Origin of the sequence: Embleya australiensis, assembly GCF_051903075.1 — a bacterium.
Taxonomy (GTDB): domain Bacteria; phylum Actinomycetota; class Actinomycetes; order Streptomycetales; family Streptomycetaceae; genus Embleya.
In genome coordinates this window covers 6,842,920-6,860,083 of sequence record NZ_CP182422.1, presented here as the reverse complement: position 1 = coordinate 6,860,083, position 17,164 = coordinate 6,842,920, and the positions used below count along the sequence as shown (strand labels likewise).

The following is a 17,164-nucleotide window of genomic DNA, read 5'->3' as shown; positions in this document are numbered from 1 at the left end:
GCCGCGATCCGACCGGCCCCGACGGTCTGCGGCGGCGCCCGTCGCGGGCGGTCGCCGACCGGAACGTCGGCGTGCGGGTCGTGTCACCCGTTTGCCCTATGCTCAACTCCCATGGTGGCGCGGCCGTTGGGCGAAATTGTCGAGGCAGGATGGGCCAAGGCCCTGGAACCGGTGGCGGGTCGCATCGCCGCCATGGGCGACTTCCTGCGAGGAGAGATCGCCGCGGGGCGACGCTACGTACCCGCGGGCGCGAACGTATTGCGGGCGTTCATGCAGCCGTTCGCGGATGTGCGCGTGTTGATCGTCGGCCAGGACCCCTACCCGGGCCCCGGGCACGCGGTGGGACTGAGCTTCGCCGTCGCCCCCGAGGTGTGGCCGCTGCCGCCGTCGTTGATCAACATCTTCACCGAGATGAACCGCGACCTGGACGTGCCGCTGCCGACCAACGGCGACCTGACCCCGTGGACCGAGCAGGGCGTACTGCTGCTCAACCGATCCCTGACCACCGCCCCCGGGCGCTCCAACGCGCATCGGGGCAAGGGCTGGGAGGAGGTCACCGAGCAGGCGATCCGGGCGCTCGGCGAGCGCGGCACGCCGCTGGTGAGCATCCTGTGGGGCCGCGAGGCGCGCAACGCCCGGCCGCTGCTCGGTCCGGGCGCGGCGGTGGTGGAGTCGACCCACCCGTCCCCGAAGTCGGCCGACTACGGCTTCTTCGGCTCGCGTCCGTTCTCCCGCACCAACGACCTCCTGGTCGCCCAGGGCGCACAACCCATCGACTGGCGGCTGCCGTAGGGACGCGGATCGGGCGCAGGGCGGACCGCCCAGGCGCGGCCAACGCGGAACGCGCCGCCGACCGTCCGGCCGACCGTGGCGGAACACCCGCCCCGCCGACCGGCTCGACCGCAACCGCGACGACCGGCCCGGGCGTCCCCTCTCATACACATCCCGTACACACCGTCGCCGGCGACGGAAGGGCGGATGATCTCGATAGGGTGGCGGCCGGTACACCCGGTCATGGGCCACCGCCGGTCGGGGCCGTCGCTTGGAGGAACCTTCTTCGATGTCAGGCAATAGCGTTCCCGGCCAGGGGGCCGCGCCGCGGCGCTCCCCCGAGGCGTTGCCGCCGCGTTCCAAATTGGCGATCACCGCGAGTCGGGTGACCGCGGCCATCTCGCGGCGCGCCGGCAAGGGCAGCGGCTCGGTCATCGGCGGCAAGCTCGCGCTGCGGCTCGCCCCGGACCTGCTCGCGCAGTTGTCGGTGGGGTTGCAGGTGGTGCTGATCTCCGGCACCAACGGCAAGACCACCACCACGCGTCTGGTCGCCGAGGCGATGCGCGCCGCGGGTCCCGTGGTGTCCAACGCGCTGGGCGCGAACATGCCTGCGGGAATCACCTCCGCGCTGGCCGGCGCGGGCGACGAGGCGCGCTACGGCGTGATCGAGGTCGACGAGAAGTACCTGGCCGGTGTCGCTCGCGACTCCGACCCGGTGGCCATCGCGCTGCTCAACCTCTCCCGTGACCAGCTCGACCGGGCCGCCGAGACCCGCATGCTCGCCGAGAAGTGGCGCGAGGGCCTGCGCGGGCGCGACGCGATCGTGGTCGCCAACGCCGACGACCCGCTGATCGTGTGGGCCGCGTCGTCCAGCAAGGACGTGCTCTGGGTCGCGGCCGGGCAGACCTGGCAGGAGGACTCCTGGTCCTGCCCGCAGTGCGGTGGCGTGATGCAGCGTCCGGGCGACGACTGGTTCTGCTCGCAGTGCGACTTCCGCCGCCCCTCCCCCACGTGGTCGCTCGCCGGGGAGCAGATGGTCGACCCCGACGGGCGGATCTGGCCGCTGCACCTGCAGCTGCCCGGCCGGGCCAACCGGGCCAACGCGGTCACCGCGGCGGCCATAGCGTCGTTGTTCGGCGTGCCCGTCGAGGCCGCCCTGGAGCGGATGAAGCACGTCACGGCCGTCGCCGGTCGCTACGACGTGGTCGACTACATGGGCCGCAAGCTGCGGCTCCTGCTGGCGAAGAACCCGGCCGGCTGGGTCGAGACGTTCTCGCTGATCAACCCGCCGCCGACGCCGGTGATCCTGTCCGTCAACGCGCTGGACGCGGACGGCAAGGACACCTCGTGGATCTGGGACGTCGACTTCACCCAGCTCGCCGGCCGTCCGCTGTTCGTCCTCGGTCAGCGCCGCCTGGACCTGGCGGTCCGCCTGGAGGTCGCGGGCCTGCAGTTCCAGGTCTTCGAGACGGCCGCCCAGGCGGTGGCGGCCTGCCCGCCCGGCCAGATCGAGGTCATCGCCAACTACACGGCGTTCCAACAGCTGCGCAAGACGATCAAGGAAGCGGCACAGGCATGATCGGTGAGAGCAGGCTGCGCCTGGTCTGGATCTACCCGGACCTGCTCAGCACATATGGCGACCAAGGCAACGCGCTGATCGTGGAGCGGCGCGCGCTGATGCGCGGCATCGAGGTCGAGCGCGTGGACGTACGCTCCGACCAGCCCGTGCCCACCTCCGGCGACATCTACCTGATCGGCGGCGGCGAGGACCGGCCGCAGCGCCTGGCCGCGGAGCGGTTGCGCCGCGACCCGGGCCTGGCCACGGCGGTGGGCGCGGGCGCCGCACTGCTGGCGGTCTGCGCGGGCTACCAGATCATCGGTACCGAGTTCATCGACGACCTGGACCAGCCCGAGGCGGGCCTGGGTCTGCTCGACGTGCGATCCGGACGCGGCGCGCCGGGCAAGCGCTGCGTCGGCGAGGTGCTGGCCGAGGTCGACCCGGCGCTCGGGCTACCGGTGTTGTCCGGCTTCGAGAACCACCAGGGCGTCACGTACGTGGGCCCCGGCGCCAAGCCGCTGGCCAGGGTCACCCACGGCAACGGCAACGGCACGGGCGACGGCACCGAGGGCGCGTACGCGGGTCGGGTGATCGGCACGTACATGCACGGTCCGGTGATGTCCCGCAACCCGGCGCTGGCCGACCTGCTGCTCACCTGGGCCACCGGCGTGCCGCTGACCCCGCTGGGCGACCACTGGCACGAGCAGCTGCGCTCGGAGCGTCTGCGCACCGTGCGCGCCGCCGCCTCGAACTGACCCACCCCGCACCTGCGTCGGGCCCGCATACCGTCGAGGTATGCGGGCCCGATCGCGTGTCGCCCTCGGCGGGCGCCCGTTCAGGGCGTGTGTACCGCCCCGTGCGGGTCCTCGCAGTGGCCGCGTGTGGCGCCGATGGACAACACCGTCGGGTCGGCGTGGTCGACCTGGAGCGTGGTGTGGGTGATCGAGTACCGCTCGCGCAACCGTTCCTGCAACCGGTCGCGGACCCGGTGGCAGTCGTCGCCGGGCTCGACCAGGACATGCGCGGACAGCGCCGGGAAGCCCGACGTGATGGTCCAGATGTGCAGGTCGTGGATCTCGGTGACGCCCTCGACCGAGGCCAGGTCGGCGCCGACCGCGTCCGGGTCGACGCCCGTGGGGGCGGCCTCCAGGAAGATCCGCCACGACTCGCCGACCAGCGCGATGCCGGACTTGAGCATCAGCGCCGCCACGACCAGCGACGCGATCGCGTCCGCGCGGGCGAAGCCGGTGGTGAGCACCACGATGCCGGAGACCAGGGTGGCGATGAACGCCCACAGGTCGTTGAGGATGTGCTGGTAGGCACCCTCGACGTTGAGACTGGAGCGGTTGGCCTTGGAGATCAGCCAGGCCGCGATCACGTTGATCACGATGCCGACCGCGGCAGTCACGATGACCAGGCCGCCCTCGACGTCGGGCGGCGTGATCAGCCGGCGCACCGCCTCGTAGGTGAACCACACCGCGAGCACCAGGAACGTGATGCCGTTGACCTGGGCGGACAGGATCTCCGCCCGCTTGAAGCCGTACGTCCACCGCCCCCGCGCGGGCCGGGCCGCGAGGCGCATCGCCACCAGCGCAAGACCGATCGCGAACGCGTCGGTGACCATGTGGCCGGCGTCGGTGATCAGGGCCAACGAACTCGCCAGGATGCCGACCGTGACCTCGACGACGATGAACGCGCCGATCAGGACGAGCGCGGCGGTCAGGTAGCGCCGGTCGGCGTCGGCGGCGACGCCGTGCGAGTGCCCGGCGTGGCTGCCGCCGCCGTGGTCGTGCCCGGCGTGCGCCGCGTCGTCGTGATCGCCGACGCCGGGGCCGCGGACCGGCTCGGTGGTCCCGGGCCCGCCCGGGGCGCCGTGGTCGTGGTCGCGGGTGCTCATCGGGGTCCTCCGGGGATCTCGGTCGCGCAGCCGATGTGATCGGTGGCCGGGGCGTGGCCGATGTGCGCCAACGCCACGTCCAGAAGCAGGCGCACGTGGGCGTCCGCGAGGCGGTAGTAGGCCAGCCGCCCCTCCCGGCGCACCGTCACCACCTGGTGTGCGCGCAGCAGCCGCAACTGGTGGGAGACGGCCGATTCGCCCTGCCCGCACGCGGCCGCGAGGTCGCGTACGCACAGTTCGCCCTCCAGGAGCGCCACCAGCAGGGTCAACCGCCCCGGGTCGCCGAGCAGCGCGAACACGTCGGCCGTCTCGGCCAGGTGCGCGCCGTCGGGCAGCCGCGACCGCACCGAGTCCACCAGATCGGCGTTCACCGGCTGCGCCATCGGGCCGCCTCCGTCGTCATTCCCATATGCCACCTCGGGTCGGCTTCGACATCGTAACGTCTGAATAGATCTTCATACGAACACCTGCACAAAACATAGGGGCAGGGGGTATGCGTTCGCAAGCGGGACGGGGCCGATCGGGGGTTACCCCCACCCCGGACAGACCGGCTCGCGCGATGTCGCGCCACCCCGGAGCCGGCCGATTCTGGTGCACGCAAGAAAGCACCGATTCGATCGTTCGACCCGAGCTCGTCCCGCTCGTACCGCATCGGAACAGGAACCACGATGACCAAGCTGTTCGGCACCTGTGCCACGGTGGCCGCCGCCACCCTGCTCGCCACCACCGCCGGCATCGCCTCGGCAACGGCCGACACCGCGCCTCGCGAGCGCCCGTCACCCCACCAGGACGGCGTCTGGCAGGTGGACGGCTACGGCACCGTGCTGACCATCGAGAACGGCACGCTGCAGCAGTACGACACCACCGCGATCAGCTGCCTCAAGGGCTCGACCGCGACCCGCGCGACGGTGGACGGCGACACGATCGGCTACCAGGCGGACAACAGTCGCGTCCTCGCCGTACGGGTGAACCCGAACCGCAGGCAGGCCACGCTGCGGTTCACCGACGCACCGGACCACCGCAACCTGCGCCGCGTCGCGGCCCTGCCGGCGGCCTGCTCCCGCCCCCTGCCCGGGGACCCGCGCACCACGTTCGACGTCTTCTGGCGGACCTTCGCCGAGAACTACCCGTTCTTCGCCGCCAAGGGCGTCGACTGGCAGGCCGTCGGCGATCGTTACCGGCCCCGGGTCGGCCCGAACACCACCGACGACGAACTCTTCGCGATCTTCCGGGAAATGCTGGACCCGCTCGACGACGCGCACCTGTACCTGAGCGGCGGCCCGAACCGCTTCTTCGCCGAGGCCCGCCCCGGCACGACCGCCCCGACGCCCGAACTCGACACGAGGATCAAGGCGTACATCCAGGAGCGCGACCTGGGCGCCGACCACCCGCTGACCGAGTACGGCCAGGGTCGGATCAGCTACACGGACCTGCCCGACGGCCAGGGCTACCTGCGCGTCTCCGGGTTCCTCGGCTACGTCGAGGACCCCAAGGGCGGCTACACCGTCAACGCCGCCGAACTCGACCGGGCGCTGAACTCCATCCTGACCACCGAACGGGTGGGGCGACTGCGCGGGTTGATCGTCGACCTGCGCGTCAACGGCGGCGGCGCGGACAACCTCGGCCTGAACCTGGCCGCCCGCCTGACCGACCGCCCCTACTTCGCCTACGCCAAGCAGGCCCGCAACGACCCCCTCGACCCCACCCGCTTCACCCGCGCCCAGCCCATCCAGGTCCGCCCCACCCCGGGCGTGCCGCACTACACCGGCCCGCTCGCGGTCCTGACCGGCGGCTCCACCGTCAGCGCCGGCGAGACCTTCACCCAGTCCCTGATGAACCGCCCCGGCCACACCGTCCGCATCGGCGAGGCGACCCAGGGCGTCTTCTCCGACGTCCTCGACCGGGCCCTCCCCAACGGCTGGCAGTTCGGCCTTCCCAACGAGGTCTTCCGCACCCGCGACGGCCGCACCTTCGACGGCACGGGAATCCCCCCGCACATCACCGAACCGGTCTTCACCGACGAGGAGTTCACCCACCACAAGGACTCCGCCTTCGACCGCGCGACGGCCGAACTCCGCAGCCGAACGAACTGACCCCGCCTTCCCCCCTTCGGGACCTGCGCCGCCTGGTACGCGCGCAGGTCCCACGCGCGTGACGGAAACTCGGATGCGAGAGTCGTGCGTCGCGCCTAGGCTGCACGTTTTGGGCTCGGACGGGCGTGGAAACGACCGTCGGTGGATCGGAGATGCACGAAATATGACCAGTCGACTGTTCGCCGTCAGCTTCCGCGCGACCGACCCGACGGGCCTGGCGCGGTTCTGGTCGCAGATCCTGGGGTGGGAGGCGGGCACCGACAGTGCGGACGAGGTCGCGATCCTGTCGCCCGATCCCGCCGGGTTTCGGGTGCGTTTCCTACCGAGTCGGGAGCCGAGGATCGGCCGGAATCGTATGCACTTCGACCTGACGAGCGCCTCCCCGGAGGTTCAGTCGCAGACCGTGGCGCGGGCGCTGGAGCTGGGCGGCCGGCACCTCGACGTGGGCCAACTCCCGGAGGAGACCCACGTGGTGCTCGCCGATCCGGACGGCAACGAGTTCTGCGTCATCGCGGCGGGCAACAGGTTCCTCTCCGACACCGGCCCCGGCCGCATCGGCGCGCTCTCCTGCGACGGTACGCGGGAGGTCGGCTACTTCTGGAGCAAGGCACTGGGGTGGCCGCTGGTCTGGGACCACGACGAGGAGACCGCGATCCAATCCCCCGACGGCGGCCCGAAGATCACGTGGGGCGGCCCCCCGGTGGCGCCCAAGACGGGCCCGAACCGGCTGTACCTCGACCTGGCGCTGCCCGCCGACGCCGACCGGGAAGCGGAGATCGCCCGGCTGATCTCGCTCGGCGCGACGCGCCCCGACGCCGCCGAGGACGCCGCCGGCCGGGTGTTGTTGATCGACCCCGACGGCAACGAATTCACCCTGCGCCGGTCCTGATAGCCGCCTGTCGTCGGCGTTCGCTAGCTTTCCGGGCATGTCGATCACCGCACACCTGCGCGACTCGGCCCGGCTGCCGGGTGGCGGGGCCCTGATCAGCGGCTGCGCCCTGAACAAGCATCGGAGCGGGTCGCCTCGCGGCATGCTCCGGAACGGGCACGAGTTGGAGGTCTACGACCTGGACGAACTGTTCGCCGGGGAGCTTGCCCCGATCGCCGTCTTCCCCGTTCCGTGGCCCGGGTGGGGCAACGGCATCGACGCGCTGAGCCCCGACGCGTCGTTCGCGGTGTTCTCCGGTCAGCGTGCCGTGACCGCCGTGGGCGCCGACGGCGAGCGGTTGTGGGAGTACCGGCACAGCTGTTGGGGGCCGGAGTTCGGTCACACCCACACAGGCGACGAACAGCAGGTGTGCCACGGCTTCGAAAGCGGCTCCTGCCACGTCTCCGACGATGGCCGACACGTCTGGGCCCACGTCGTGCTCGGCGGACACGACGTGGACTGGAAGGACTGGCACGAGTGCTGGGTGGTCCTGGACGCCCGGGACGGACGGGAACTCGCCCGCATGCGGCTGGAGGACAGCGCGGCCGCCGGCTCACACCACCTCTCCCACCCGGACGGAATCCACGTCGGCCTCTGCATCGGCATGGGCCAGGACGGCATCCTGTTGCACTGGGCCCGCCTGGACGGCGACAAGCTGACCGGGTGGGACCTGAACGACGACATGGACCGCATCCTGACGGACGTCCACCCGGGTCACGACGGCTTCCTGACCGTCGAACACCACGGCGCCGACCTGCGTCTCCACGCCCTGGACGGCGCGGTGCTCGCCGAGAGAGTCCCGGAATCGGACGACGACGAGTGTCCGTCCCGGTGGGACCACGGCTGCGGCTTCGTCGACGCCGACACGGTCATCGCCACCACGGTCGACGCCGACGAAGACGAGGAACGCCCCGTCCGACACTGGCTGTTGCACGCTCGAACCCTCGCTGTCCGCGGTTTTGTCACCTACCCCACGGGCCCGATCGCCGGCTACGTATGCCCCCTCGGCGACGGAACCTGGCTCACGTACGACAGGGACACCGAATCCCTCCACCGCTGGACCGCGTCGGCGCCGTAAAACCGAATCCACCGACGTCAGGACGGTCTCGGGTCGCGGTCCAGCGCGGCCCACCAGCGGGCGGCCGGGGTGTGGATCCGCCGCCAGGTGGTGATGAACAGGTCGTTCGCGGTGCCGCCGGGCCAGTCGAGCGGGAGGAGCGCGGCCGGCAGGCGCGGGTCGCGCTCGAAGGTCCGGCGCCACGCGTGCACCATGCGGGTGCGCAGGACGAAGGCCGCTTCGTCGGAGTCGGCGCGCGCGTCGGCGAAGCGCGCGACGAAGTCGTCCAGGATCGTGCGCACCGCGGCCAGGTCCCACGCCTGTTCGACCAGCGCCCGTTCCCGCGCGGCGTCGCACACGGTCGACGTCATCCACGTCGCGTGTGCCGACAGGCCCCGCTCGGCGATCAGCGCGCGCAGTGCGTCCACCCCGCCCGGGTCGGCCGCGATCCACACCCCCCGGCCCAGGTCGCCGAAGCCCTCGAAGGCGAGTTGCTCCTCGACCACCGCCCGCGCCTCCCGCAGCGCCGCCGGTGGGCGGAACAGGAGTTGTTGCCACTGCCCCGACCAGGGCGTCTCCCGGGTCGCCCGGGCCAGCCGCTCGGTCCAGCCGGTGAGCAGGCGATACAGCGACGGCGCGAGGGTCAGCCGGGTGTAGCGCCCCTCGGACCGGGCAAGCAGCCACCCCTCCCCGCTCAGCCGGGTGATCGCCCGCCGGGTCGCCGCCTCCGGCACCCCGAGCGTGTCGAGCGCGGCCACCACCGTGGGCGACCACACCCCGTCGTGCCCCGGCCAGCGCACGTACTCCCCCAGCACGGTCAGCAGCAGCGTGCGCGCACTCGGCCCGCCGTCGGCGGTGCGCCGGGTGCGCGGGCCGGTCGAGGTGGCCGCGGTCGACCCGGCCGACGTCCCGCTCGCGCCCCTTGTTTCCTCGCCATCCTCCATGTAGGACATAACTCATCCAAGCACGTTCTTGTGTCCTATGAAAGTGCGCCACGCGTCCGACGAAAGGCCCGCACGTGTCAGAGGCCGCCCCACCGACCCGCTTCGGCGCGTTCATCGCGCCCTACCACGGCATCGACGGCAACCCCGCGCTGCAACTGCGCCGCGATCTCGACCTGGTCGGGCACCTGGACGCCCTCGGCTTCGAGGAGGCGTGGATCGGCGAGCACCACTCGGCCGGCTACGAAACCATCGCCTCCCCCGAGGTGTTCATCGCCGCCGCCGCCGAACGCACCACCCGGATCCGGCTCGGCACCGGCGTCAACTCGCTGCCGTACCACCACCCGCTGGTCCTGGCCGACCGCATCGTGCAACTCGACCAACAGTCGCGCGGGCGGGTGATGTTCGGCTCCGGGCCCGGCCAACTGGCCTCGGACGCCTTCATGATGGGCATCGACCCGATGCGCCAGCGGAGCATGATGGCCGAGGCGCTGGCCGCGATCGTCCCGCTCCTGCGCGGCGAGACGGTGACCATGAGGACCGACTGGTTCACCCTGGACCAGGCCCGACTGCACCTGGGCCCGTACACCCGCGCGGGCATCGAGACCGTGTGCGCCTCCACCGTCTCCCCCTCCGGATCGGTCCAGGCCGGCACCCACGGCATGGGCCTGCTCTCGCTCGCCGCCGCCGACCCGTCCGGCTTCGCCGCGCTGGCGACCAACTGGGACGTCTACGCCAAGACCTGCGCCGAGCACGGCCATGTAGCCGACCGCGAACGCTGGCGCCTGGTCGTGCCGATGCATCTGGCCGAGACCGCCGAGGCGGCGCGCGAGCAGGCCGAGTACGGGGTGCACCACCTCGTCGACTACATCCAGGGCCTGTCCGGGATGACCATGCCGTGGGGGGCGACGCCCGAGGCGGCGATCGCGCAGTGGACCGGCGAGGGTTTCCCCACCTTCGGCGTCGCGATGATCGGCACTCCCGCGCAGGCGATCGAGCGGATCACCGCGATGGCGGAGCGCTCCGGCGGCTTCGGCACGCTGCTGCTGCTCGACCTGCCGATCGCCCGGCCCGCCGACAAGTGGCGCAGCTACGAGTTGTTCGCCGAGTACGTGGTGCCGCACTTCACCGGCGCCAACCGCCCCCGGCAGGCCTCGATGGCCTGGACGAACGAGAACAGCGAACGTTTCATCGGCGCGCTGCGCCAAGCGGTCGTGGCGGCGATGACCCCGCCGGCGTCCTGACCGACCCCGCCCGAACCCCATCCACCCGAAGTCCAGGGAGACGCCCATCATGCGAGCAGCGGTACTGCGCGGCGGCACGTTCACCGTCGAGGACATCGCGGCCCCCGAACCCGGCGAGGGTCAGGTCCTCGTGGAGACGGTGGCCTGCGGGATCTGCGGCTCGGACCTGTCCGCGTACAAGCACACCGCGGAATTCCTCCGGGCCTCGATCGACTCGGACACCCCCTCGTTCGTGTTCGACCCGGACGCCGACCTGGTCATGGGCCACGAACTGGCCGCGCGGGTGGTGCGCCCGGGCCCGGGGGTGACCGGGTTCGAGCCGGGCGAGGTGGTGGTCGGGCTGCCGTGGGCGCTCGACGGCGGCGGTGTACTGCGCACCATCGGCTTCTCCAACACCTTCCCGGGCGGCTTCGGCGAGCGCATGGTGATGCAGGCCGCGGCGCTGGTCAAGGTGCCCGGACACGTGCCGCCGCACGTCGCGGCGCTGACCGAGCCGCTGGCCGTCGGCTTCGGCAACGTGGCCCGCTCCGGCGCCGAACGCGGCGGCGCGGCGATCGTGATCGGCGCCGGCCCGATCGGCCTGGGCGCGATCGCCGGTCTGATCGAACGCGGCGTCGCGCCCGTCGTGGTCTCCGAACCCTCGCCGCGCCGGCGCGCCCTCGCCCGCGTGTTCGGCGCGCACGTGGTGGTCGACCCGGCCGAGCGCGATCCGTTCGACGCGTGGCGCGAGGACGCCGAGCCGGGGCAACCGCTGACCATCTTCGAGTGCTCCGGTAAGGCCGGCATGTTCGACCGGATCACCTACGCCGCGCCCCGCGGCGCCACGGTGCTGCTGATCGGGGTGTGCATGACCGAGGACACCTTCCGACCGGTGGTCGGGATCTACAAGGACCTCACGGTGAAGATGTGCCTGACCTATCCGCCCGAGGAGTATCCGAAGACCCTCGCCCGGATCGCCGCCGGCAGCGTGGACGCGGCATCGCTGATCACCGGTCAGGTCGGCTTCGAGGGGGTGGCCGCGGCGATCGACACCCTCGGCAGGCCCGACGAACACGTCAAGGTCCTGGTGCGCCCGCACCTGGCCGGTACGGAGGTGCATCCACCCGAGGCGTGACGAACGCCGACCGGCGGGCACCGGGCTCGTCGGCGCCCGTCAGTGCTCGTCCGTGCTCGTCCGTGCTCGTCCGCGAAGCGGTGGGCGCCCCGTCCCCGCTCGCCCGCGGAGCGGTGGGCGCGCGGAACACGCATCACGCGTAAGGGTGGACCCGGGACGGCCGCCCCTGGCGCGCGCTGTGCGTGGGCGGCGCGCTCGCCAGGGCGTTTCGCCGACGCGCGCCCCCGAACGCCCCGCCGACGGAGGTGTGGAAGTGTCGCAAACTGGACGCGGCGGGCGTCGGAATCGGTACGCTCCGAGGGAATTCCCTCGGAAGTTCCGTACACCCGCCATCGGGGACATCATGAGCCACACCAGGCGCCGCAACGGCGCCGTGTCCGTCCGTCACGTGACCGCCACCGGTTCGGGAGGCGCGGCATGACCGTGCTCAACGATGCCCACCCGGTGTGTCGATTCGACCTGCCGCCGCACGAGGCGGAGGTGTCCGCGGCCCGTCGCAAGGTCGTCGCGATCGCCGTCGAGTGGGGCATGCCCGCCCACGGCGATCTGGTGGACACCCTGCGTCTGGTGGTCTCCGAACTGGTGACCAACGCGATCCGACACGCGGGCGTACTGACCCCCGCCATCGCGGTGACCGTGCGCGGCACGGCCGAGGGGGCGCTCCAGGTCGGCGTGCACGACCGACATCCGTTCTGCCCCAAGGCCCTGGTGGAGACGGTCGACGACGACAGCGGCCGCGGCCTGCTGATCGTGAAGACGCTGGTCGCGGAGGCCGGCGGATACGCGGGGATCCAGCCGGACGCGGCCGGCGGCAAGACCGTGTGGGTGTGCCTGCCGCTGCGCTGAGCCCCCGCGCGGGGCCGGCCGGGTCGGGGCCTCGCCGGCCGACTCGACCGTCGGTTCCGTCACATCGCCTCGCTCCCATCGGTCATGTCGGTGACACGACACCACGGAAATGTGAGACCGATGGACGAGAACGACTTCCTTGCCGGCCGCTTCGAGGAACACCGGGCCCACCTGCGCGCGGTGGCGTACCGCATGCTCGGTTCGTTCAGCGAGGCCGACGACGCGGTCCAGGACACGTGGATCCGGCTCAGCGGTACGGACGTGCGCGAGATCGACAACCTGGGCGGCTGGCTGACCACGGTGGTCGCCCGGGTGTCGCTGAACATGCTGCGTTCACGCCGGACCCGCCGCGAGGATCCGCTGGAGGCGTTCGTCGCGGACCCGACGGTCTGCACGGCCGAGGGAAACGACCCCGAGCACCAGGCGATGCTGGCCGACTCGGTCGGTATGGCGCTGCTGGTCGTCCTGGAGACGCTCGCCCCGGCCGAACGGCTCGCCTTTGTGCTGCACGACATGTTCGCGCTGCCGTTCGACGAGATCGCGCCCATCGTGGACCGCACGCCCACCGCGACCCGGCAGCTGGCCAGTCGGGCCCGCCGCCGGGTCCAGGGCTCGCCCGGTGACCTCGAGGTGGACCCCACCCGGCAGCGCGAGGTGGTCGGCGCCTTCCTGGCCGCGTCGCGCGGCGGCGACTTCCAGGCACTGCTCGCCCTGCTCGACCCCGACGTGGTGCTGCGCGCGGACTCGGCGGCGATCGCGGTCGGCGCCATGGCCGAGGTACGCGGCGCGGCGGCGGTGGCGGAGACCTTCTCCGGCCGGGCCCAGGCCGCACGGCCCGCCCTGCTCGACGGCATCGCCGGCCTGGCGTGGGCACCGGGCGGCGAACCCAGGGTCGTCTTCGGATTCATGATCGCGAGCGGCCGCATCGTCGGCATCGACCTGCTGTCCGACCCGGCCTACCTGCGCGACACGGATGTGCGGCTGCTGGACGGGTGAAGCCGCCCTCTGCGTTCACCACTTCAGATCGAACCGCTGTTCCACGACGTCGATCCCCCACGTGCGCGCGGGACGCTCCTCGGTCCCCGTCGTCCTCAACAACTCCTTCCCGTCTCCCTGACCGAAACGACCAACGCCCGCGAGGATCAGATCCCGACGACCTTGAGCATGGTGACCACCAGGACGTCGCGGCTGATCTCGTACTCGGTGATCACCCCCGCGAGGCACGCCGAGCGCCGGTCCTTGTCGCCTCGGATGGCGGCGCCGTGGGCGTAGAGATCGCGGGCCATGCCGGCTACCGCGCGGTCGAAGCCGCGGCGGGTCGAGGCGGAGAGGGCGGCGTATTCGCTGCGGGCCCGGTCGGAGTACTGCACGTAGCAGCTGCTCATGGCTCCACCGGGTTCCCGTCGGTGTCGACGACTCCGGTGAGGTCGCCGGAGCGAATGCGCTCGGCGTCGGCGTCGATGCGGGCGTGCTCCTCCGGGGGGATGGCCCAGTGGACGGCGATGGCGGCCAAGTCCTTGAGGGGGGCGTTGCCGATCTCCTTGTCGAAGGCGTCGCGCCGGTCTTCGGGAAGGGCGGCGCGGATGTCGACCAGGGTGCCGGGGAGTTCGGTGGGGACGCCGTCGACGGTGGTGGTGATGGTCGGCCGGTCGGGGTCGCGAAGGTCGTGGTCCATGCCTTCAGGGTGGCATCGCGATCCGGATGACCGGTAGCCGGCGCACCCGGGCGGACCACGCGCCGGATGGTGCGCCGGGCCTTACCCGCACACGAGTTCGACAACCGCGGCCGTGTCGAATCTCGGGCACGTCCTGCTCGCGGACGGCGAACCGGAAGGAGTCGAACTCGTGGCCCGTCGGGTCGGCGGGGTGGGTGTCGGTGGGGCGTGGGAGGGTGGTTGGTTCAAGATCGTTTGTACGGTGTCCGGGAGCGCGGCGTGGGTGGAATCGGCGAGGGTGTGTACGTGGTGCGCAATGTGCACAGTGGGCTCGTGCTGGAGGTCGAGGGGGGCCGGACCGGGGGCGGGGCCCGGGTGGTGCAGGGGGCCGACGACGGTACGACCGCGCAACATTGGCGGGTATTGGCGGTCCATCCCGGTGGGGCCGTGTATCACCTGGAGCACGTGGTCGCCGGGAAGCGGCTGGACGTGATCGGGGCCTCCGTGGAGAACGGGGCCTACGTACAGCTCTGGCGGGCCAACAACTTCGGCGCGCAGGAGTGGATCCTGGAGGAGCACGCGGAACAGGCGGGGCGGGTCACGCTGATCAACTACGTCAGCGGCCTGCTGCTGGAGGTCGCCGACGGCAGTACGGAGGTCGGCGGGGCCGTACGGCAGTGGGAGGACACCGACCACCCGTCGCAGTGGTGGACGTTCGAACCACGCTGAGCCGCGCCCGCCGCCGAAGCGTTCCGAACCGCACCGGCCGCGCCCGAGGCGCCTGCCCCTACGCCGCGGCCACCACCTGGGCGCGTGCCAGCGCGGGCACGGCCGGGCGGGGCCGGGCGTCGGGGCGGGTGAAGACGAACAGTCGCAGCACCACGAAGCGGCCGATCCCGGCCAGGCCGGACGCGCCCAGGTAGACGCCCTGTTCGACCAGGACACCCGCGCCCGGGGCCGCCGCGTGCAGGCCCAGCATCGCGGCCGTGGTGACCAGGTACGCGGCCAGCGCGCTGAGCGCGGACTGCCCGTGCGCGCGCAGCCCCGCCCGGCCGCCGCCGAAGGTGAACCGGCTGTGCAGCTCGGTGGCGGCCACCGTGGAGACCACGGTCACGAACGCGTTGGCGACCGCGATCGGCATCGTGCCGGAGAGTACGACCAGCGCACCGGAGGAGGCGATCCCGGTACCGCCGCCGAAGACCACGAAGCGCGCGAACGCGGCGATCGGACCGGACTTCCCGCTCTCGCCGCCCGCCGCCTCGCCGCTGGTCTCCGCGCTGCTCTTCCCCGTGGTCTTCATAGGCTTCAGCCTAGAAACGAATGAGGCAAACGAGCTTCCTGATTCGCTCGATGCACGCGGGATTCTCGATAAAAACACAGAACCAAGCCTGGCGGAAGACACAGCCCCGACGCACCGGGTTTTTCACCGCCGGCGCCACGCCCACCGGAGGGCGCCACGCCTACCGAAGGCGCCCGCCACCCGAGTGCGCCCCGACCGAAGCCGATCGGAGCGCTCGCTCCCCGGGTCGCCCGGCGCTAGGCCCTGTCCGGCGGATCTTGGCGGGGCCGCGCCGCCCGGCACCGCGCCTCGCCGCACCGGAGAAACAGCCGAATAGAACCACTATGCGGCTGCTTCTCCGGCACGCCGATGCACGGCACCGGACGACGCGGCCTGATCCACCAAGTTCCGCCGGACAGGACCTAGTTGGCCGAGGTGAAGACCAGCGTCGCGTTGTGTCCGCCGAAGCCGAACGCGTTGGCCACCGCGACGTTGAGCGGGCCGACCCTGGGTTCCTTGGCGACCACGTCCAGGTCGATGTCCGGGTCCTGCGAGTCCAGGTTGATCGTGGCCGGGACGACCCCGTCGCGCAGTGCCGACACCGCCGCGACCGCGGCGATCGCGCCGGCGCCGCCGCACAGGTGGCCGAGCATCGACTTGATCGCGGTGACCGCCGCGTGCGTACCGATCGCCTCGGTGATCGACGCGGCCTCCAGCACGTCGCCGGCCGGGGTCGAGGTCGCGTGCGCCTGGATGTGGTCCACGTCGGCGCCGGTGACGCCCGCCTCGGCCATCGCCAGCCGCAGCGCCCGGACCTGGCCGGGGCCGTACCCGGCGGTGATGTGGTTCGCGTCCGAGGTGACCCCGGCGCCGGCCAGGTACGCGTGTACGAACGCACCGCGCGCCGCCGCGAATTCGGCCCGCTCCAGGACCACGAGCGCGGCCCCCTCGCTCATCACGAAGCCGTTGCGCGTGACGTCGAACGGACGCGACGCGGTCGCGGGATCGCCGCCGTGCGTGGACAACGCGCGGGCCTGCGCGAAGCCGGCGATGGGCAGCGCGCCTATCGTCGCCTCGGCACCGCCCGCGACCACCACGTCGGCGCGGCCGAGGCGGATCAGGTCCAGGCCGTAGGCGATCGCCTCGGAGCCCGACGCGCACGCGCTCACGGGGGTGTACGCGCCGGCCCGGGCGCCCAGCTCCATGCTCACCTGCGCGGCCGGCCCATTGGGCATCAGCATCGGCACGGTGTGCGGGGACACCCGGCGCACCCCGGACTCGGCCAGCAGGTCGTGCTGCGCGAGCATCGTCATGGCGCCGCCCATGCCGGTACCGACCACGACGGCGAACCGTTCCGGCTCGACCGCCGGCGCGCCCGCGTCCTGCCACGCCTCACGCGCCGCCACCAGCGCGGCCTGCTGACAGCGGTCGAGCCGCCGGGCCTTGACCCGGTCGAGCACAGTCTCGGGGCAGACCTTCATCCGCCCGGCGATCCGCACCGGTAGGTCGGCTGCCCAGGGATCCGTCAGCGCGCCGATTCCCGACTCGCCCGCCAGCAGGGCCGCCCACGTCGAGGGCACATCCCCGCCCAACGGCGTGGTCGCACCCATCCCCGTCACCACCACATCGGTCCTGCCGAGCGACATACAACGCACCCCAGCTCAGTCGAAGCCTTGTCAAAACGCGACACAGACGACCGGCGCACGATCGCGACCCGGTCACTTGTCTCGCAACGCTGTCAGGGATACGTCGGCGCCGGGGTATCGACACCGATAAAGAGGA

At 72.0% G+C, this 17,164-nt stretch carries 18 protein-coding genes; 11 read left to right on the top strand and 7 right to left on the bottom strand.

The window, feature by feature from the left end; translation table 11 throughout:
- Window positions 1-111 precede the first annotated feature (111 nt).
- From ACMXN5_RS29695 to ACMXN5_RS29685, 3 genes are all read left to right on the top strand, one after another.
- Entirely contained in the window at window positions 112-792 is a 681-nt protein-coding gene (locus tag ACMXN5_RS29695) for a uracil-DNA glycosylase (RefSeq protein WP_395790089.1), read from the top strand.
- A gap of 268 nt (window positions 793-1,060) precedes the next feature.
- A complete protein-coding gene (locus ACMXN5_RS29690; protein ID WP_126639915.1) occupies window positions 1,061-2,350 on the top strand; it encodes a MurT ligase domain-containing protein in 1,290 nt (429 codons plus the stop codon).
- Complete coding sequence (locus ACMXN5_RS29685) at window positions 2,350-3,084, top strand: type 1 glutamine amidotransferase (RefSeq protein ID WP_380002067.1); 735 nt, start codon at window positions 2,350-2,352, stop codon at window positions 3,082-3,084. Before ACMXN5_RS29690 ends, ACMXN5_RS29685 begins: the two co-directional genes overlap by 1 nt.
- A gap of 80 nt (window positions 3,085-3,164) precedes the next feature.
- Here the strand turns inward: ACMXN5_RS29685 and ACMXN5_RS29680 are convergent, their stop codons facing one another.
- A complete protein-coding gene (locus tag ACMXN5_RS29680) occupies window positions 3,165-4,226 on the bottom strand; it encodes a cation diffusion facilitator family transporter (RefSeq protein ID WP_439677821.1) in 1,062 nt (353 codons plus the stop codon).
- A complete protein-coding gene (locus tag ACMXN5_RS29675; RefSeq protein ID WP_439677820.1) occupies window positions 4,223-4,609 on the bottom strand; it encodes an ArsR/SmtB family transcription factor in 387 nt (128 codons plus the stop codon). The genes ACMXN5_RS29680 and ACMXN5_RS29675 overlap by 4 nt, the downstream gene beginning before the upstream one ends.
- A 285-nt stretch (window positions 4,610-4,894) precedes the next feature.
- Between ACMXN5_RS29675 and ACMXN5_RS29670 the strand changes: the two genes are divergently transcribed.
- From ACMXN5_RS29670 to ACMXN5_RS29660, 3 genes are all read left to right on the top strand, one after another.
- The gene (locus ACMXN5_RS29670; protein ID WP_439677819.1) at window positions 4,895-6,319 is read left to right on the top strand and encodes a S41 family peptidase; all 1,425 of its coding nucleotides are present in this window, start codon (window positions 4,895-4,897) and stop codon (window positions 6,317-6,319) included.
- 163 nt (window positions 6,320-6,482) lie between these two features.
- Window positions 6,483-7,208, top strand: coding sequence for a VOC family protein (locus ACMXN5_RS29665; protein ID WP_439677818.1), 726 nt, complete (start codon window positions 6,483-6,485; stop codon window positions 7,206-7,208).
- Window positions 7,209-7,245: 37 nt separating this feature from the next.
- Window positions 7,246-8,325, top strand: a complete 1,080-nt coding sequence (locus ACMXN5_RS29660) for a hypothetical protein (RefSeq protein WP_439677817.1) — start codon at window positions 7,246-7,248, stop codon at window positions 8,323-8,325.
- A 17-nt stretch (window positions 8,326-8,342) separates the two neighbouring features.
- Here ACMXN5_RS29660 and ACMXN5_RS29655 read toward each other — a convergent pair whose 3' ends face one another.
- Window positions 8,343-9,257 carry a PaaX family transcriptional regulator gene (locus tag ACMXN5_RS29655; protein WP_439677816.1) on the bottom strand — a complete coding sequence of 305 codons (915 nt, stop codon included), beginning with the start codon at window positions 9,255-9,257 and terminating at the stop codon, window positions 8,343-8,345.
- Between the two features lie 65 nt (window positions 9,258-9,322).
- Between ACMXN5_RS29655 and ACMXN5_RS29650 the strand changes: the two genes are divergently transcribed.
- The 4 genes from ACMXN5_RS29650 (at window position 9,323) to ACMXN5_RS29635 (ending at window position 13,445) form a co-directional block, all read left to right on the top strand.
- The gene (locus ACMXN5_RS29650) at window positions 9,323-10,489 is read left to right on the top strand and encodes an LLM class flavin-dependent oxidoreductase (protein ID WP_439677815.1); all 1,167 of its coding nucleotides are present in this window, start codon (window positions 9,323-9,325) and stop codon (window positions 10,487-10,489) included.
- Between the two features lie 49 nt (window positions 10,490-10,538).
- Window positions 10,539-11,603, top strand: coding sequence for a zinc-binding dehydrogenase (locus ACMXN5_RS29645; RefSeq protein ID WP_439677814.1), 1,065 nt, complete (start codon window positions 10,539-10,541; stop codon window positions 11,601-11,603).
- A 417-nt stretch (window positions 11,604-12,020) separates the two neighbouring features.
- Window positions 12,021-12,449: an ATP-binding protein gene (locus tag ACMXN5_RS29640; protein WP_395790107.1), complete on the top strand. Its 429-nt coding sequence runs from the start codon at window positions 12,021-12,023 to the stop codon at window positions 12,447-12,449.
- Window positions 12,450-12,569: 120 nt separating this feature from the next.
- Window positions 12,570-13,445 (top strand): sigma-70 family RNA polymerase sigma factor, encoded by an 876-nt coding sequence (locus ACMXN5_RS29635; RefSeq protein WP_395790109.1) that lies wholly within the window; start codon window positions 12,570-12,572, stop codon window positions 13,443-13,445.
- Window positions 13,446-13,591: 146 nt separating this feature from the next.
- On the opposite strand, the gene ACMXN5_RS29630 is transcribed toward ACMXN5_RS29635, so the two are convergent.
- Together ACMXN5_RS29630 and ACMXN5_RS29625 are read right to left on the bottom strand one after the other, a co-directional pair.
- Window positions 13,592-13,834 (bottom strand): hypothetical protein, encoded by a 243-nt coding sequence (locus ACMXN5_RS29630; RefSeq protein ID WP_439677813.1) that lies wholly within the window; start codon window positions 13,832-13,834, stop codon window positions 13,592-13,594.
- On the bottom strand, window positions 13,831-14,124 hold the full coding sequence (locus ACMXN5_RS29625) for a hypothetical protein (protein WP_439677812.1): 294 nt from the start codon (window positions 14,122-14,124) through the stop codon (window positions 13,831-13,833). The genes ACMXN5_RS29630 and ACMXN5_RS29625 overlap by 4 nt, the downstream gene beginning before the upstream one ends.
- 258 nt (window positions 14,125-14,382) lie before the next feature.
- Here ACMXN5_RS29625 and ACMXN5_RS29620 point away from each other — a divergent pair, with 258 nt between their 5' ends.
- Window positions 14,383-14,832 (top strand): RICIN domain-containing protein, encoded by a 450-nt coding sequence (locus tag ACMXN5_RS29620; protein ID WP_439677811.1) that lies wholly within the window; start codon window positions 14,383-14,385, stop codon window positions 14,830-14,832.
- 58 nt (window positions 14,833-14,890) lie between these two features.
- Here ACMXN5_RS29620 and ACMXN5_RS29615 read toward each other — a convergent pair whose 3' ends face one another.
- The gene (locus ACMXN5_RS29615; protein ID WP_439677810.1) at window positions 14,891-15,403 is read right to left on the bottom strand and encodes a GtrA family protein; all 513 of its coding nucleotides are present in this window, start codon (window positions 15,401-15,403) and stop codon (window positions 14,891-14,893) included.
- A 401-nt stretch (window positions 15,404-15,804) separates the two neighbouring features.
- Window positions 15,805-17,028 carry a beta-ketoacyl-[acyl-carrier-protein] synthase family protein gene (locus tag ACMXN5_RS29610; protein WP_380001698.1) on the bottom strand — a complete coding sequence of 408 codons (1,224 nt, stop codon included), beginning with the start codon at window positions 17,026-17,028 and terminating at the stop codon, window positions 15,805-15,807.
- Between the last annotated feature and the right edge of the window lie 136 nt (window positions 17,029-17,164).

Excerpts from the sequence above, each read along its gene's own strand:
- ACMXN5_RS29695 (WP_395790089.1), top strand. The coding sequence starts at position 112 with ATGGTGGCGCGGCCGTTGGGCGAAATTGTCGAGGCAGGATGGGCCAAG.
- ACMXN5_RS29690 (WP_126639915.1), top strand. The coding sequence starts at position 1,061 with ATGTCAGGCAATAGCGTTCCCGGCCAGGGGGCCGCGCCGCGGCGCTCC.
- ACMXN5_RS29680 (WP_439677821.1), bottom strand. The coding sequence starts at position 4,226 with ATGAGCACCCGCGACCACGACCACGGCGCCCCGGGCGGGCCCGGGACC.
- ACMXN5_RS29675 (WP_439677820.1), bottom strand. The coding sequence starts at position 4,609 with ATGGCGCAGCCGGTGAACGCCGATCTGGTGGACTCGGTGCGGTCGCGG.
- ACMXN5_RS29670 (WP_439677819.1), top strand. The coding sequence starts at position 4,895 with ATGACCAAGCTGTTCGGCACCTGTGCCACGGTGGCCGCCGCCACCCTG.
- ACMXN5_RS29665 (WP_439677818.1), top strand. The coding sequence starts at position 6,483 with ATGACCAGTCGACTGTTCGCCGTCAGCTTCCGCGCGACCGACCCGACG.
- ACMXN5_RS29660 (WP_439677817.1), top strand. The coding sequence starts at position 7,246 with ATGTCGATCACCGCACACCTGCGCGACTCGGCCCGGCTGCCGGGTGGC.
- ACMXN5_RS29655 (WP_439677816.1), bottom strand. The coding sequence starts at position 9,257 with ATGTCCTACATGGAGGATGGCGAGGAAACAAGGGGCGCGAGCGGGACG.
- ACMXN5_RS29645 (WP_439677814.1), top strand. The coding sequence starts at position 10,539 with ATGCGAGCAGCGGTACTGCGCGGCGGCACGTTCACCGTCGAGGACATC.
- ACMXN5_RS29640 (WP_395790107.1), top strand. The coding sequence starts at position 12,021 with ATGACCGTGCTCAACGATGCCCACCCGGTGTGTCGATTCGACCTGCCG.
- ACMXN5_RS29635 (WP_395790109.1), top strand. The coding sequence starts at position 12,570 with ATGGACGAGAACGACTTCCTTGCCGGCCGCTTCGAGGAACACCGGGCC.
- ACMXN5_RS29630 (WP_439677813.1), bottom strand. The coding sequence starts at position 13,834 with ATGAGCAGCTGCTACGTGCAGTACTCCGACCGGGCCCGCAGCGAATAC.
- ACMXN5_RS29625 (WP_439677812.1), bottom strand. The coding sequence starts at position 14,124 with ATGGACCACGACCTTCGCGACCCCGACCGGCCGACCATCACCACCACC.
- ACMXN5_RS29615 (WP_439677810.1), bottom strand. The coding sequence starts at position 15,403 with ATGAAGACCACGGGGAAGAGCAGCGCGGAGACCAGCGGCGAGGCGGCG.
- ACMXN5_RS29610 (WP_380001698.1), bottom strand. The coding sequence starts at position 17,028 with ATGTCGCTCGGCAGGACCGATGTGGTGGTGACGGGGATGGGTGCGACC.